Below are 15,513 nucleotides of genomic sequence, written 5' to 3'. Positions count from 1 at the left end.
CCGCGCTCTAGCGACTGGCCTGTTTGTCTTCAGCGCCCGTTATCAGCGGGATTGAGCCTGGTAGCGTGTGCGAAATAACTTGTCGCAAATTGTCATATTGGTCGGTCTTACAAAAGCACAGAATGCGCCTTCTGTTCAGCCATAAAGTGCGTGATCGTGGACTATATCCTGCAATTGACGAGCGACCCCGCTGCCTGGATCGCCCTGGCCACTCTGGTGGTCATGGAAGTGGTACTGGGCATCGACAACCTGATCTTCATCTCCATCCTTACCAACAAGCTGCCCGAGCATCAGCGTGCCAAGGCTCGCCGCCTGGGTATCGGCGCGGCGCTGATCCTGCGCCTGGCCCTGCTGGGCACCGTGGCGTGGATCGTCAAGCTGGTCGACCCGGTGATCGAGCTGTTTGGCCAGGCGTTCTCCTGGAAGGACATCATCCTGATCGCTGGCGGCCTGTTCCTGCTGTGGAAGGCCACCAAGGAAATCCATCACGCCGTCGACCCCGAGCCTGAGGGCGACATGTTCGTCGGTCGCGCCGCCACGGTTGGCTTTGGCGCGGTGATCGTGCAGATCCTGTTGCTCGACCTGGTGTTCTCGGTAGATAGCATCATCACTGCCGTTGGCATGACGCCCCACGTGCCGATCATGGTGGTCGCCGTGATCGCCGCCGTCACCGTGATGCTGCTGGCCGCCGATCCGCTGGCGCGCTTCATCAACAACAACCCGACCGTGGTGATGCTGGCGCTGGGTTTCCTGATCATGATCGGCATGACCCTGATCGCCGAAGGTTTTGGCGCCCATGTGCCGAAAGGCTACCTGTATGCGGCGATGGCCTTCTCGGCGGTCATCGAAGGTCTGAACATGCTGTCGCGCCGTGCCAAGCGCAAGGCCGCCGCGCAAAGTAAAACGCCTTCCTGATGCGAACCTCGTGCGCCTGTTTTACAGGCGCACGAGGCGACATCCGCTATTTCCCTTCCACTCAGTTCACTGCCATGACCGTTCGGTTTTCAGGTGGTGGCGCTGTGCTATCTTTTTCGTCAGGCTTGGCTATTGCATCGGTGTGGCTCTGCGATTGCAGGGGCCGGTGCGGTGGAGTGTGACCGCCGTCACCAATCTCCACTCTGCTAAGCGGCCTGGTCGTCGTTTGGCCTGTCGCGGCAGGTCAGGCGCGGGTCTATGAATTAGAATCCGTCCTATTGTTGGCGTCGAAAAGCTGGCAGCCCAGGCTGCCCGCCGCGCCCCTATTAGCCGATAGCGCCGTTGCGCGTGAGGAGCGAGAGTTGATCAAACGTTGTATGCAGGCCCTGGTACTGAGCCTTGGCCTTGTCAGTCTCGCCAGCTGGGCGGAAATGGCACCACTGGAGGCCATGAACATGGCCGGCCTGCAGCGCAGCCTTGGGCAGATCATGGCCAAGGACTACATGATGATCGGCTCCGACGTGAAGGTCGACGACGCCACCAAGCAGCTCAACACCAGCGTCGCGCTGTTCGAGGATCACCACGCCAAGCTCAAGGCCCATCCGACCAACAGCGAAGTGCAGGCCGGCCTGGCCCAGGTCGAGGTGATCTGGACGGCCTACCGCGCCATGGTCACTGCCAAGCCGGACAAGGCCCAGGCGCCAGCCGTGCTGGCCAAGGCCGAGGAGCTGGTCAAGCAGACCCAGCACGTCACCGATCTGTTCGAGAAGCACAATGGCGACGCTGCTTCCCACTCGATCAACCGCAGTGGCTGGAACCGTGTGCTGACCCAGCGCACCGCGATGTTCTACATGGCCCGCGCCTGGGGCGTGCAGGCACCGAATCTGGATGCCAACTTCGACGCTTCGGTGAAGGAATTCGACGCCATCATGAAGGAGCTGCAGGCCGCTGGCGCGCCCAACGATGAAATCGCCGCCGCCCTGCGCAAGACCGACGCGCGCTGGCAGTTCGCGACCAAGGCCTTTGCATCCAAGGAGTTCGTGCCGACCATCGTGGCCGTCAACGCCGAGTCGATGTTCCGCCAGCTCAACGAAATGACCCGCCTGTATGCCGGACTTAAGGGCGACCAGCTCTGATCGCCTGGCTCGCCCCGCCACTGCGGGGCGAGCCACCTTCCTAGTCTTTAAGTCTCTGTACGCAGGTCTCTGAAAGCAGCCATCTTATTTCTTCTAGTGCTCCGCCCCCGGCGGATGGCCAAAGTGCGCCCGATAGGCATGGCTGAAGTTCGCAGGGCTGTTGTAGCCCAGGCGATAGGCGATCTGCGCTACCTGCCATTTGCGCTGGCGCAGCAGCGTGCGAGCCAGCTCCATGCGCTGCTGGCGCACATACTGCAGCATCGATTGCCCGAACACCTGGCCAAACGCGCGGCGCAGGGTGGTTTCACCCACCCCCAGTTGCTGAGCCAGCGCCTGGCTGCCCGGCGGTTGTTCCAGGCTGGCGTCGAGCAGGCGGCGTGCCTCGAAGGCCAGGTCGCGCTGGCCACGCACCGGTTGCGGCGCGCTGCTCGCACGGCCCTTGAAGTGCGCGGCCAGTTCCACCAGCACCGCCAGGCTCAGGCTCTCCTGATGCAGGCGCTCCAGGGTGCCGTGATACGGCGACTGATACAGGCGCTGTAGCAAACCGCCCAGGGCCTTGCAGTGCTGCAGCTCGCTGAAGCGGATGCCGTCGTCGAGCAGGCCGAGCAGCGGTTGCAGGTCGGGGTCTTCTTCAGCCAGCTCATGCAGATAGTCGCCGGCGATGCGCAAGCCGGCCATGCGCGCGTGGCTGCCGGCCGGCAACTGGTCGATGGCCTCCATGGTTTCGCTGACGCCGAGCATGTGCGGCATACCGGGCGTGTAGCGGTGTAAGTGACCGTCGACCCGATGCTCCCATCCGCCGTCGAGCACCTGGACGATGCACAGGCTGCCCGGCAGCACCTTGTCGATGCGCAGCGGCTCGGGAAACTGCAGGTCGCAATCGAAGTACTGCAGATGCGGGCGCACGGTGCGGGCACGGTAATGCCCGATGGCGCTGCCCATCACCCGCGGTGTGCTGGCGTCGAACACGCCCGCCTTGGCCAGGGCGGCGGGCTGCTCGAAGCAGAATTGCGTATCCAGGTAGGGCGTCCAGCGTTGCATCGGGAGGGTGCATCCTAAGGGTGGCGGTTGACACACTTTGACATCTTACTGCGACCGATCTTCGACCGTCAGTCATTGTGATCGAGCGATTTATTGTTGTGCGCCGCGGCAGTGCGGCTAGGCACGCTGCACCACGTTGAGTTGAATGGCCGATTTCAACGGGAGTAGATGCATGAAGATTTTCGCAAGAAGTACCGCATTGCTGGCCATGCTGCTGGCGCTCGCCAGCGGTCTTGTACAGGCCGAGGAGCGCCCGGAAGTGGCACCCAAGGTGGTGGCATTTGCCGGCGAGCAGGGCGTGAAGGTGTGGACGCTGCGCATCGGTGCACGCAGCGAAAATCAGGCGCTGGTCCAGGTCGAAGGCGTGGACCACGATTGGGACATGCGCATCCAGCGTATGGATGTGGAAAAGAATGCCGATGACACGCGCTACAGCACCCAGGTCGATGGCAAGAAGTTCGTGGTGCTGCTGGTGCGCAACGGCTGGGGCGAGCTGTACCTGCCCGGTGAAGCCAAACCGATGATGGTCGGCTACGACAACGGCCTGTCGGAGCAGGGCAATGCCCAGGCTTTCCTCACCGACTATTTGCAGGCCAAGTAAGGCGTAGACGGCAGAGTATTGAGCGGGCGGCTGATTGTTGTGAGTGCCAGCCGCTGCGCTGCCCAGGCTGTCTTACGGACCGGATAATCCGCGCATCATTTCTATGCGAGGATTTTTCCGATGAACCAGCCCCTGTCAACGCGCTTCTCCGACGACGGCGTGATGTACCCGCGTGGTGCCCAGCGTGACGCCGTGATCGCCGAGCTGACCCAGGTCATCGAGCGGGTTCCCGAGCAGATGGAGTTCACCAACACCAGGCGCTACTGGGTGCTCGGCCCGGTGCTGACCCTGGGCGCGCTGGGCATCCTGTGGAGCGGCTTCAGTTTCGGCAAGACCGGCCTGGTGATTTGCGGTGGCTTCATGACGCTGTTTTTCATGTTGCTCACCTGGCAGCACCGCAACGCCGGCCGCGAGGTGTTCATGCGCCTGACCCGCCGCGAGCTGCATCACACTGCGCTCAGTGGCCCCGTCGACCTGACCAAGGTGGTCGACGTATTCGTCAAGGACGAAGGCTTGCTGACCCTGCAGAAACTGACCCTGAGCGATACCGCCTCGCTGCCGACCCACCGCCCGGTGTCGGTGCTGTTCGGCAACCAGGCGATGGCGCTGAAAAAGCCTCAGCCCCATGTGCGCATCAATTCCGCCGGCGTTGTCACTGGCGGCAGCAAGCTCGATATCGATGACCTGCACGCCCTGCTGACCGCCTACGTGCAGGCTGCCCTGGCCCAGCAGCAGCTCGATGCCCTGAAACAGCATGGATGATGCCAGCCGCGCGGCGCTGCTCAGCGAGCTGCAGGCTCAGGCCGACGGCCCGCAGCAGCGTCACGAAATCCACGAGCGTGCCTCCGGGCAGGCACTGTGCAGCGCCCTGGGGGCCGCGCTACTGCTGTTCATCGGCGGCTGGCTGGTCAGCCTGCCGAGCATCATCCACATGCGTTCGGCGCAATGGCTATGCTGGGTGCCCGGCGCCTTGCTGCTGGCGGCTGGCCTGGCGCTGCTGGCCTGCGCCGAGGCATTCAGCCGCCGTAATGGCCGCCGAGCCATGCTGCTGACTGCCGACGGCGTGCAATTTGCCAACGCCCGTGAGGCAACGCCCTGGGACTGCTTCGATGCCTTCGAGATCCAGCAGCATCACCTGCGCCTGGCGCTGGTGTTTTCGGTGATGGCCGGGCAGCGCGTGCAGGGGCTGACACCGCCATGCTTCAAATCCTTGGCTGCGCCGGATGCGCGCCTGGTCGCCGCCGGCATGCGCCTGCGGCTATGGCTGTTCAACCCGATGCTCGACGGTCGCCGTCTGGATATCGAGGAACTGACCGAACTGCTCTATGCGTACCTGCAGGCTGCCCAGGCGCGGCGTACCCTTGGCAAGCTGTTTCCGGAGGTTCAGCGCTTCTCGGCGGTGCGCCACAGCACCGGCCAGTAGGTCGAGTCCAGGCCGAGGCAGGTGCCCAGCATGGTGGCGTGGACCGGCACGAAGCCCTTGCCGTCGTAGCGCCAGCGCTGGGTAAAGCCGCAGCCGCCCATGCCCATGGCCAGAGTGAAGCTGCTCAGTTCACCGCTGGCCGGGTCGAATTCGACGCTTCCGCTGGGTGGCAATTCCTCGAAGACGGGAATCTCAGGAATGCTCGCTCTGCGCGCCTGCTGGGGCTTATCGAGCGGCGCCTGGTACAGGCTGTAAGCGCAGTTGTAGGCGCCGCATTCGGTCTTGAGGATGACCAGCGCCTCGCGGTCGCTGAGCGCGAAGGCCTGGCCCGCGGGCAGGCCAGCCTCGACCATGTCCTTTTCCCAGTCGCTGCGCGTCGCCTCGCGCACCGCGTCCAGCACGCGCTTGCTGTCGGCCTCGCTCAACGGCTTGGGTGCTTGCCAGGTTGGCGCCTGCGGCGCGGCGGGGGCGGGCGGCACGCTGCTCGCCGGGTTGCTGCCCTTGCGCAGCAGGGCCGTGGTGGTGCCCAGGCGGCCCTGCACCGAATCCATCAGCAGCAGAGCGGCGCTCATGCCGCTAAGCGAAGTCACCGCCTCGCCTTCCTCGGTGGGCAACACCAGGCGCTGGCCATTACGCAGCTCGGCGATCAGCGCCTGAGCATCGGCGCCCTCTACGCTGTACACCTCCGGCACCGAACCTTCGGTCAGTTGGCCCGGCTGCAGCTTCACCTTCAGCGGTTTGCCATCGAGCAGCGGCTGGCCGCTGGCCTTGTTGTAACTGAACAGGCCGACATGCAGGGCGCCTTCGGGGCCGGCTTCACGGCTCACGCTCAGGCTCCAGGTGGGCAAAGTCTGCACATCTTGCTCGGTGGCGTTGGACAGTGCTGTGCACTGGCGCGTGTTGTCACAGGCCACCAGCCAGTCCTTGAGATTGCTGTACAGCGGCACCTGCTCGGCGGCGCCGGCGCTACCGGCAGCCAGGGCGACGAGCAGGGCGAGGGAGCGACGAATCATGGGCGAACCTGCGCAAGGAAAAGTGCCATTAGGGCAGGTTTGTTGGGCTACGCCTATGGGGCGGTCGCGGTGCACAACAGATTGCTGGCTTACCACACGAAGCAGAGAGGCGTGGCCGCCCCTTGCGCGCTCTGGCTTGGTAGGTGCTCGACGACTGTTCTGCTTTCAATCATCTGGTGTTTGCTACAACACTGATCCGAAGTCAGGCGTATCCACGTCACGAGTCGAAAGGAGATAGCAAATGAGTACGCGCATCGAGAGGAAGGCTAACCCCGGAGAGGAAGATCGTTCTGCCGTTCTCCGCCCGTTGCGAGCTTACAACATGGCCCAGGCTGGTGATCCGAAGCCTGAGGCCATCGCCTTACTAGTGCGCAGCGAGGACAGTGACGAGGTGATTGGCGGACTTTATGGAGAGATATTCTATCGATGGTTATTCATCGAGTTGCTCGCCATACCGGATCAAGCGCGAGGCCAGGGGATTGGATCACAGCTGATGAACATGGCTGAAGAAGTGGCGCGCGAGAAAGGTTGCACGGGAATCTGGCTCGACACCTTCAGCTTTCAGGCGCCCGACTTTTACAGGAAGCACGGGTACAGCCAATTCGGTGAACTGGATGTTTATCCGGCAGAGCACAAACGTCTGTTTTTTCAGAAGCGTTTGCAGTGAAGCTCTGCCGGGAAATGTTATTCGCGTCAGCGGAGCATCCCGGTACAGCCTGATGAAGGAGCTGGTCAAAAGCAAAAATGGCGGGACTTTTAGTCCCGCCATTTTCTGTAATCAGCGTTTTTCCTGAATTAGAAATCGACCGTCGCGCTGACCGAAAGCGTGCGTGGCTCACCAAGCGTCAGGTAGTTGGATCCTGGATAGCCGCCGGTGGACGCCCAGTAGTCACGGCCGGTGACGTTATCCAGGCGGGCGCGCAAGGTTACGTCGCGCTCGTCGAGCTTGAAGCCATAACGTGCACCGATATCCAGCCGGGTCCACGATGGAATTTCCAGGCTGTTGGCGTTGTTGGTGTATTGGCTATCGGTGTAGGTCACGCGGCTGTTGAGCGACAGACCGTTGAAGCCCGGTACGTCCCACTCACCGCCGATATTGGCCTGGACTTTGGGAACGCCGATGGGTTCGTTGCCGTCGTTTGCTCCATCTTGGGTCTTGGTCAGCTCCGCATCCAGCAGCGTGAAACCGCCCAGCAGGCGGACGCCTTGAACGGGCTCGCCGAAAACCGAGAGCTCGATGCCGCGGTTACGCTGCTCGCCACCGTCCTTGAAGATCTGGTTTTCGACGATGCCGACCGGTTTCTCGGTCTGGAATACCGCGATGCTGCCGCCCACGAAGCCGCCGTCGTATTTCACGCCGAGCTCGGTTTGTTTTGCGACGTAAGGGGCCAGAGCTTCGCCTGCGTTGAGGATCGGTGCAGATGTTCCATCGGGTAAGGTAGTGGTTGAGCCGGCGGTATCGCCTGCGGTCAAACCTTCGATGTAGTTACCGTAAACCGATACCTGCTCGTTGAGCTGGTATACGACTCCCGCAACAGGCGTGGTTTCGTACTCTTTGTACTTCGAGGTGCGATTGCCGCTGTTGTAGTCGTACGCAGTTACGTCCAATCCCTGGCGACGAGCCCCGAGGGTGACCAGCAACTGGTTATCGAAGAAGCCGAGCGTGTCGGCGATCGCCAGGCTTTGCGTGTGCGTTCGGCCAGTGATGTGGGGATCGGACATCGAACCGCTGAATGAATTGTTGTCTGGTTTCACGCCGTCAAATGGGTTGTAGATGTCGCCAGCAATAGGGCTACTGAAGTTGCCTTGCCAGGCGTTCTTGTCCTTGGTGTCGTACATGGCACCTGAAACGACCCATTCGTGGGATACCGGCCCAGTCTGCAGATTGAAACGCATACCCACCTCGCCGGTGGTTACGGTTTCCTCACGGTAATTGTCGAAGCGAGAGGCCGTTGTGACGCCGGCGGCATTCGACGATGGGTTGGCAAGTACGTTCTTTTCCTCACCTTTGCGCATGCCCGCGGCTGCCCAGGTGGTGACGGCGTCAGACAGGTCATATTCCGCGCGGAAGGTGCCGAACGTCTGTTTCTCTTTCGAGTAAGTCCAAGGTTGTCCGTAGTTTTCCTTCGCGTCTGGGGCGTTGGGGATGCTGCCGGTGGGTGTGACGCTCGGCAGTGGTCTATCGATGAAGTGGTATTGATGGCCAATATCGGCAGACAGGCGCAGGCGATCGCCCTGGTAATCGAGCCCCAGAGCAAACATGTCCAGGGTGCGATCCTGGTCTTTCACTGATGTCTCGCCATCGCGCTTGGCCATGTTCACGCGGACGCCGAAGCGGTCTTCCTCTCCGAAGCGGCGAGCGACATCTGCGCTGACGGTGCCGAAGCCGTTTGTCTCCGCACCCACGGTCAGTCGAGTCAGCGGATCGTTTGGCGCGCGCTTGGGCAGAATATTGATTGCGCCACCGATGCCGGTTCCGCCGGGTGCAGCGCCGTTGAGAAAGGCATTGGCACCGCGGAATACCTCGACGCGCTCGATGAACTCGGAGGCCACGTACTGGCGCGGCAGCAGACCGTACAAGCCGTTGTAGGAAATATCATCTGAATAGAGCGGGAAGCCCCGTACGACGTAAAGCTCCTGGAAGTTGCCGAAGCCGCGAGCGATTCGCACGGATGGATCGTTCTGCAGGATATCCGCCACGCTGTGCGCCTGCTGATCTTGAATCAGCTGATTGGTATAGGAGGTGGAGGTGAAAGGGGTCTCCATGTAGTCCTTGTTGCCAAGAATCCCTACTCGACCGCCGCGGGCGACCTGGCCACCCTCGAATTCAGGCACCAGACCTTCACGCGATGCATCGGCGCTGGCAGAAATGGCCGTTTCCTCAAGCTCCAGGACGTTTTCCGGCACGTCATCGGCTTCAGCTGACTGTGCTTCCTGCGGGGAAATTTCTAGCGTGGTTTGCGCGTAGACCGCTGCCGAAGAAAAGCTGGCCGCGAAGCACACAGGCAGCCATAGGGAGGTCAGTACGGTTTTGGTTGGCGCACGATGGATAGGCATGAGCAATCCTGCTGATCGCATGATCGAAGGGAATAGGGTTGGTAAAGATAGAGGTGTGGCGAATAATAATCTATATCATCTTCAGGCTTTGTGGATACAGATTCTCTAGAGCGCTTGGTTACCACCGCTGCGGACCCTGCAGCCACGCAGCCTCCTTTCACGACCGCTCACCCCACTCCAAGAAACCAAGCAGGTGCTCGACCACGAAGTCAGGCGCTTCTTCTGGGATGTAGTGCCCGCATGGGGCGATCGCGCCTGTCACATTGTCGGCCACCTCGCGGGCCATGCTCTCCATCATGCTGCCCAGTGCCGCCTCGCCGCCCATGGCCAGCACCGGCATCTTCAGGCGCGTGCGCGCATGCTCGTGGTTTTGCGCCATGCTTTCGAACAGCGCCCGGTAGTAGGCGGCTGCGGCACGCCAGCCACCCGGCGCGCTATAGCAGCGCACGTATTCGGCCAGCGCCTGGGGTTCGAGCCAGCCGCTGCCCGCTCCCTTGGCATGGAAGAGCCAGCTGAGAAAGGTGTGTTCGCGGCCGCTGATCAGCGCTTCAGGCAGGTCTGGTTGGGCGAGGAAATAGAAGTGCCAGTTCTTGCTGATGCGTGTCGACTCGAAAGCGTACATCTGCTCTGGCGCGAAGCCGGGCACGGTGGCGTCCAGCAAAGCGAGCCGGCGAACCTGCTGCGGAAACAGGCTGGCGTAGGCATAGCCGATCCACACGCCCACGTCGTGGCCCACGAAGTCGAAGCGCTCCCAACCCAGGGCCTGGGTCAGTTCATGCAGGCGCCTGGCCACGCTGTCGGTGTCATAGCCGCCATAGGGCTTGTCCGAGTCGCCGAGCCCGGGCGGGTCCACGGCGACGACCGTGTAGTGTTCGGCAAGCGCAACCATGGTCTTGCGCCAGGCATACCAGGTCTGCGGCCAGCCGGGTACCAGCAGCATGGGGGTGCCCTGGCCGCCGATCACGTAGTGCAGACGCTCGCCTGGCGCGCCTTGCATGCGGTGCTCGAAGGTCGCAGCGAAAGTCGTTTCATCGTAGGTCGTGTGGTTCATGGGCAATTTCTCGTGGTGTTGTATGCCTATCCTAGGGCGCAGTGCTCGGCAGAAAATTGGCAGTGGCGTAACATCACTCATAACGGTGGATGATGAGTGGGTGAAAAACCTATGGATCTGGATCTCAAGACGCTGGGCATCTTCGTCGAGGTGGCCGAGCGTAAGAGCTTTGTACGGGCGGCCGAGGCGTTGGGGATTACCCAGGCCGGTGTGAGCAATGCCATCAAGCGCCTGGAGGCCCAGGTGGACACGGCACTGCTGGTACGTACCACGCGCAGCGTCAATCTGACGGTCGATGGCGAGGCGTTCTTCCATCGTTGCCGGCAGGTGCTGGCCGATCTCAACGACGCCAGACTGGTGCTATGCCGGGCGGGGCGACAGCCGACGGGCACCCTGCGGCTCAGCCTGCCGGTATCCTTCGGGCGTAACCGGGTAGTGCCGCTTCTGGGCGAGTTTCAGGCGCGCTATCCGCAGGTCGATCTGGCGGTCTCGATCACCGACCGCTACGTCAATCTGGTGGATGAAGGTATGGACGTGGCCATTCGCTTCGGCCCGCTGGAAGATTCCAGCCTGATCGCCCGGCCGCTGCTTCAGGTGCGCCGTCGCGTGGTGGGCACACCCGGCTACTTCGCCAGGTATGGTGTGCCCGAATCGCCGGACGATCTGGCGCAGCACAATTGCCTGGCGCTGACCTATCACGTAACCGGGCGCTCACGTGCCTGGGCTTTCCAGGCGGCGGGTGAGCCGCGCGCTTTCCAGCCCAGAGGTTCGTTGACCTTCAACGATGGCCTGGCTCTGCATACCGCAGCGTTGGCCGGCTTCGGCCTTGGGCAGATTCACGACTATCACGTGAAAGGCGAAATCGACGCTGGCCGGCTGGTACCGGTTCTAGATACCTGGGAGCCGGCAGCGGATGTGATATCCATCATCTATCCGCAGTCCCGGCACCTGTCGCCGCGGGTTCGCGCCTTCGTTGACTTCATGGTCGAGGCGCTGGCCAGCGAGCGCGGCTGAGATCGTAGCGGCTATGCTCAAGATACTATCCCCTGCCACTCCGGCGCCGCCCGACCCCAGGTCATCCCTTTGAAGCTTTCGCGTCTGACCCTTGCGCTGCTCTGCCTGCTGCTTGGCACCTTCGCCCGGGCCGAGCCCTATCAGATCGTCACCGAGGAATGGGCGCCCTACAACTATCAGCAGGGTGATCAACTCACCGGCATGGCCACGGATATCGTGCAGGCGATCATGATGCTGACCGGCGACAGTTTCGACGTCGTGATGGTGCCGAGCATGCGCAGCTCCCTGGTGCTGACGAATCGCCCCAGAACCATCATGTATTCGATGTTCCGCACGCCCGAGCGTGAGCCGCTGTACAAGTGGGTTGGGCCCATCGTCGAGGAGGCGATCCATCCCTACCAACTGGTCGGAACGCCGCCGGTGGATTCCCTCGAGCAGTTGCGCCAGGCGCCGCAGATCACCACCCGGCATGCCGGGCTTATTCCTGACGTGCTCGAGGCCCAGGGTTTTACAAACCTGCAGAAGCGCGCGACCAGCAGCCAGCAGCTCTATCGCATGCTGCTCGCCGGGCGCACTGGCATCATCGTCGGCGATACCGATGCCGGAGTGGCCTATTACAGCGCCCAGCTTGGCATCGCCCCGGGCACGCTGCGGCGGGTGCCGGTCACGCTGTACCGCTCGGCGCTGTACATCGCCTTCAGCCAGGACAGTGACGACGCCACGGTCGCCGCCTGGGCTGAGGCCCTCGATCAGTTGCGCGCCAGTGGCGAGCTGGCGCGTATTCAGCAGCGTTACGCTCAAGCGATGGCGTATGATCGGCTACCTTGAGCCAGGCTCGGCTGATCAACCCTATCGATAGCGTCTGAACTGCCCGCGTCACATCGCACTCTGTATCCGGCGCTGCCTGTCCTGGCATTGGACTGGCCGGCACATCCGCCCCGAGGGCTGTCGTTCAACTGCAATGGATATGAATGCGGGTCCCATGGAACAACGAGCGTTTCTGATTGGCGGCGGCGAAACCGGCGCCCTAATCCGTGATCACGACTGGACAAGCAGCCCACTAGGTACGTCCGACACCTGGCCGCTGGCGCTGTGCAGCGCGCTCGAACTGATGCTCAATTCCCCGGAAAGCATGTATCTGGTCTGGGGCCCGGAGCTGACCTTCTTCTATAACGATGCCTACCGGCCGATTTTCGGGCCGCGCCTGTCTGGTGCCCTTGGACAGCCGCTGCCGGTATTGTGGGCGGATGCCTGGGAAGCGGTACGTACGCCGTTGATGCAGGCCATGCAGGGCGAAGCTGTACGCTACGTTGATGTGCCCATCAAAATGGCGCGGCACGGCGAACCCGAGCAGACCTGGTGGAGCTATTCGTTCTCGCCGCTGCGTGACGATGCCGGACTGATCGCCGGCGTGCTGTGCTATACCCGCGAGACCACCGAACACGTCAAGGCCGCCCAGGCATTGCGTGACAGCGAGCAGCACCTGGACGCCCTGGTGCGCTCGTCCTCCGAGGTGCGCTTCTATATCAGCGCCGACTGGAGCCAGTTGCACGAGCTCAATGGCGGCAACTTCATCCCCGATACGCAAACCACCAACAGCAACTGGCTGGATGAATACATTCCTGCCGAGGCCCGCGATATGGTGCGTGCGGAAATCGAGCGGGCCATCGCTACCGGCATCTACCACATCGAGCATCCGGTCAACCGGGTCGATGGCACCATCGGCTGGGCTCACGTGCGTGCAGTGCCACTATTTGCCGCCGATGGTGCCATCACTAGCTGGCTGGGCGCGGCCTCCGATATCAGCGCCCGCAAGGAGGCCGAGGCCGCGCTCAAGGCCAGCGAGGCGCAACTGCGCGAACTCAACGCCACCCTCGAGCAGCAGGTGGCTGAGCGCACCGCCAAGCTGCGCCTGTTCCACGATGTGATCGAAGCCAACGCCGTGCCGATCTGCATCTTCGATACCGAGTGCCGGCAGGTCGCCTTCAACCAGGCCCACGCCCGTGCCATGCGTGAACTCTACGGCGTGACGCTGGCTGGCGGCGAAGTGCTGCCCGAGCTGATTCCCGAGCAGCAGGGCCGCGGCCTGCGTGGCTACATGCAGCGTGCCCTGAGCGGCGAAACCTTCCGCGTCGCCGCCCAGTACGGCCTGCCCACAGATGAGCTGCGCCATTACGACCTGGCCTACACGCCACTGCGTGATGCTGACGGGCAGGTCATCGGCGCCTTCCATTTCGCCCATGACATCACCGAGCAGTTGCGCGCGCAGCAGGAGCTGGAGCGTACTCAGTCGGCGCTGCGTCAGGCGCAGAAGCTCGAAGCGGTCGGCCAACTCACCGGCGGCGTGGCCCATGACTTCAACAACCTGCTGACCGTCATCCGCTCCTCCAGCAATCTGCTCAAACGACCCGGCCTGCCGGACGAGAGGCGGCTGCGTTATCTAGAGGCGATTTCCGATACGGTCGACCGTGCCGCGCGGCTGACCGGCCAGCTGCTGTCCTTCGCCCGGCGTCAGACCCTGAACCCTGAAGTGTTTTCAGTGGGGAAAAGCCTGCAGGCCCTGACCGACATGCTGGCGACCCTCAACGGCACCTGCATCGAACTGCACCTCGATTTGCCTGAGCAGCCGTGCCACGTGTACGCCGATACCAATCAGTTCGATACGGCCGTGGTCAACCTGGCGCTCAATGCCCGCGACGCGCTCAACGGCGCGGGCCGCATTCGCATTCGCGTTGCGCCCTGCATGCAGATTCCGGCCAGTCGCATGGGCGCTGCGGTCGATGGCGAGTTCGTCGCCGTGTCCATCGCCGACAACGGCACCGGCATCGAACCGGCGCATCTGGAGACGATCTTCGATCCATTTTTCACCACCAAGGAAGTGGGCAAGGGCACCGGTCTTGGCCTATCCCAGGTGTTCGGTTTCGCCAAGCAGTCAGGCGGCGAAATCGTGGTCGACAGCGTGGTGGGTGAGGGCACTACGTTCACCCTGTACCTGCCGCGTGTCGCGCAGGCGCCGTCGCCTCGCGCCACCATGGCCGAACCGCAGCTGCTGGAGGGCGCCCACGGCACCCGCGTGCTGGTCGTCGAAGACAACATCGATGTCGGCAACTTCTGCATCAGCGCGCTGCAGGAGCTCGGCTACCTGCCCACCCTGGCAAGGAATGCCGGGCAGGCGCTGGCTCTTCTGGGAGACGTCGCCCAGACCTTCGATGTGGTGTTTTCCGACGTGATGATGCCCGGCATGAATGGCATCGACTTGGGCAAGACCATCCGGCACCGTCATCCATTGCTGCCGGTGGTGCTGACCTCCGGCTACAGCGAGGTACTGGCCGAAGAGGGCAGCCACGGCTTCGAGTTGCTGCAAAAGCCTTATTCAGTGGAGCAGCTGTCGCGCATCCTTACCAAGGTGCTCCAGAGTGCCATGTCCGGCGGCTGAGCATCCGCACGGCTGCCATCACCCGGCACAAAATTTACCCAGCACTTCGCCGGAGCCTGGCCAGTCATAGCTGCAGGGTTACCCATCAGGAGTGCGCCGCGATGGCCGTGAGATTGAAAAAATTGCAGGGCAGCGAGATACCCGAAGAGCAGCGGCACCTGGGCGAGGAAGAAATCTTTCAGGTGGTCACCGCCGATGATCAGCAGCACTTCTTCGCCAGCGAAGTGGAGGCAGCCGCCAAGGTGGCGCAGCTGATCGACAGCGAGCGCGACCAGAACGCGTAGCACCCATGTTTACTGGCGAGTCAGCACCAGCGGCTTGTCCGGCCCGGGGATATGAATCTCGCTGTCGCTGATCACCTCCAGCGGTTCGCCCGGCTGCGGAAACAGCACCGCGTCGCCTTTCACGTCACTGAACAGCATCACCGCGCCGTCGAGGCGATAACGCGCCGAGGCCGAGAAATCGTAGGTCTTGATATGCGCTTTCTTGGTGATCTGCCCGTCGTCACCGAAGGTGAAGCTGATGGTCATCGGGTAGCCGTCCTGCTCGACGCTGCCGGTGTACACGCCATGGGGTAGTTGAGCAGGGGCCGGCCGAGTCTTGTAGCTATCGATCACCGCCATTTTTGCCGGGCTCACCGCAGGCGGGTTGCTGCGAAATTCGTCCATCGACTTGCGGTGCTCGTAGGGCACGTAAACGGTGACGTAAGCGCCCCAGACGATAAGCCCGATCACCATCAGGCTGAACAGGTGGCCCGATCCTCGCTGCGAATTCTTCATCGTGTTTTTCCTGCGTTACGGCGCCGGCCTTGAAAGGCGCAGATTAT

Annotated in this window: 15 protein-coding genes; 10 read left to right on the top strand and 5 right to left on the bottom strand. The window is 62.4% G+C overall.

Annotation, left to right across the window (positions count from 1 at the left end):
* Positions 1-156 precede the first annotated feature (156 nt).
* Both BM279_RS01080 and BM279_RS01075 read left to right on the top strand, forming a co-directional pair.
* Positions 157-915, top strand: a complete 759-nt coding sequence (locus tag BM279_RS01080; RefSeq protein ID WP_093501194.1) for a TerC family protein — start codon at positions 157-159, stop codon at positions 913-915.
* A gap of 362 nt (positions 916-1,277) precedes the next feature.
* A complete protein-coding gene (locus BM279_RS01075; protein ID WP_093500144.1) occupies positions 1,278-2,051 on the top strand; it encodes a type IV pili methyl-accepting chemotaxis transducer N-terminal domain-containing protein in 774 nt (257 codons plus the stop codon).
* Positions 2,052-2,144: 93 nt separating this feature from the next.
* On the opposite strand, the gene BM279_RS01070 is transcribed toward BM279_RS01075, so the two are convergent.
* Complete coding sequence (locus BM279_RS01070; RefSeq protein ID WP_093500142.1) at positions 2,145-3,092, bottom strand: helix-turn-helix transcriptional regulator; 948 nt, start codon at positions 3,090-3,092, stop codon at positions 2,145-2,147.
* 172 nt (positions 3,093-3,264) lie between these two features.
* Between BM279_RS01070 and BM279_RS01065 the strand changes: the two genes are divergently transcribed.
* From BM279_RS01065 to BM279_RS01055, 3 genes are all read left to right on the top strand, one after another.
* Positions 3,265-3,693, top strand: coding sequence for a hypothetical protein (locus BM279_RS01065; RefSeq protein ID WP_093500140.1), 429 nt, complete (start codon positions 3,265-3,267; stop codon positions 3,691-3,693).
* A gap of 120 nt (positions 3,694-3,813) precedes the next feature.
* Complete coding sequence (locus BM279_RS01060) at positions 3,814-4,455, top strand: hypothetical protein (RefSeq protein WP_093500138.1); 642 nt, start codon at positions 3,814-3,816, stop codon at positions 4,453-4,455.
* On the top strand, positions 4,448-5,116 hold the full coding sequence (locus BM279_RS01055) for a hypothetical protein (RefSeq protein ID WP_093500136.1): 669 nt from the start codon (positions 4,448-4,450) through the stop codon (positions 5,114-5,116). Before BM279_RS01060 ends, BM279_RS01055 begins: the two co-directional genes overlap by 8 nt.
* Here BM279_RS01055 and BM279_RS01050 read toward each other — a convergent pair.
* Positions 5,077-6,129, bottom strand: coding sequence for a DUF1176 domain-containing protein (locus BM279_RS01050; protein ID WP_093500134.1), 1,053 nt, complete (start codon positions 6,127-6,129; stop codon positions 5,077-5,079). The genes BM279_RS01055 and BM279_RS01050 overlap by 40 nt on opposite strands.
* Before the next feature lie 241 nt (positions 6,130-6,370).
* On the opposite strand from BM279_RS01050, the gene BM279_RS01045 reads away from it, so the two are divergent.
* The gene (locus tag BM279_RS01045) at positions 6,371-6,796 is read left to right on the top strand and encodes a GNAT family N-acetyltransferase (RefSeq protein ID WP_093500132.1); all 426 of its coding nucleotides are present in this window, start codon (positions 6,371-6,373) and stop codon (positions 6,794-6,796) included.
* A 128-nt stretch (positions 6,797-6,924) separates the two neighbouring features.
* Here the strand turns inward: BM279_RS01045 and BM279_RS01040 are convergent, their stop codons facing one another.
* Positions 6,925-9,186 (bottom strand): TonB-dependent receptor, encoded by a 2,262-nt coding sequence (locus tag BM279_RS01040; protein WP_093500130.1) that lies wholly within the window; start codon positions 9,184-9,186, stop codon positions 6,925-6,927.
* A 157-nt stretch (positions 9,187-9,343) separates the two neighbouring features.
* The gene (locus tag BM279_RS01035) at positions 9,344-10,237 is read right to left on the bottom strand and encodes an alpha/beta fold hydrolase (RefSeq protein WP_167363079.1); all 894 of its coding nucleotides are present in this window, start codon (positions 10,235-10,237) and stop codon (positions 9,344-9,346) included.
* A 111-nt stretch (positions 10,238-10,348) separates the two neighbouring features.
* Here BM279_RS01035 and BM279_RS01030 point away from each other — a divergent pair, with 111 nt between their 5' ends.
* The 4 genes from BM279_RS01030 (at position 10,349) to BM279_RS01015 (ending at position 14,971) form a co-directional block, all read left to right on the top strand.
* A complete protein-coding gene (locus tag BM279_RS01030; RefSeq protein WP_093500125.1) occupies positions 10,349-11,251 on the top strand; it encodes a LysR family transcriptional regulator in 903 nt (300 codons plus the stop codon).
* Positions 11,252-11,320: 69 nt separating this feature from the next.
* Entirely contained in the window at positions 11,321-12,079 is a 759-nt protein-coding gene (locus BM279_RS01025; protein WP_093500123.1) for a substrate-binding periplasmic protein, read from the top strand.
* A gap of 154 nt (positions 12,080-12,233) precedes the next feature.
* A complete protein-coding gene (locus BM279_RS01020) occupies positions 12,234-14,687 on the top strand; it encodes a PAS domain-containing protein (protein ID WP_167363078.1) in 2,454 nt (817 codons plus the stop codon).
* 101 nt (positions 14,688-14,788) lie between these two features.
* Positions 14,789-14,971, top strand: coding sequence for a hypothetical protein (locus tag BM279_RS01015; RefSeq protein ID WP_027903773.1), 183 nt, complete (start codon positions 14,789-14,791; stop codon positions 14,969-14,971).
* A gap of 9 nt (positions 14,972-14,980) precedes the next feature.
* On the opposite strand, the gene BM279_RS01010 is transcribed toward BM279_RS01015, so the two are convergent.
* The gene (locus BM279_RS01010) at positions 14,981-15,466 is read right to left on the bottom strand and encodes a hypothetical protein (protein ID WP_093500119.1); all 486 of its coding nucleotides are present in this window, start codon (positions 15,464-15,466) and stop codon (positions 14,981-14,983) included.
* Between the last annotated feature and the right edge of the window lie 47 nt (positions 15,467-15,513).

Origin of the sequence: Phytopseudomonas straminea (assembly GCF_900112645.1) — a bacterium.
Lineage (GTDB): Bacteria > Pseudomonadota > Gammaproteobacteria > Pseudomonadales > Pseudomonadaceae > Aquipseudomonas > Aquipseudomonas straminea.
The sequence above is the reverse complement of the archived record's forward strand: the minus strand, read 5'-3'. Positions and strand labels throughout refer to the sequence as shown.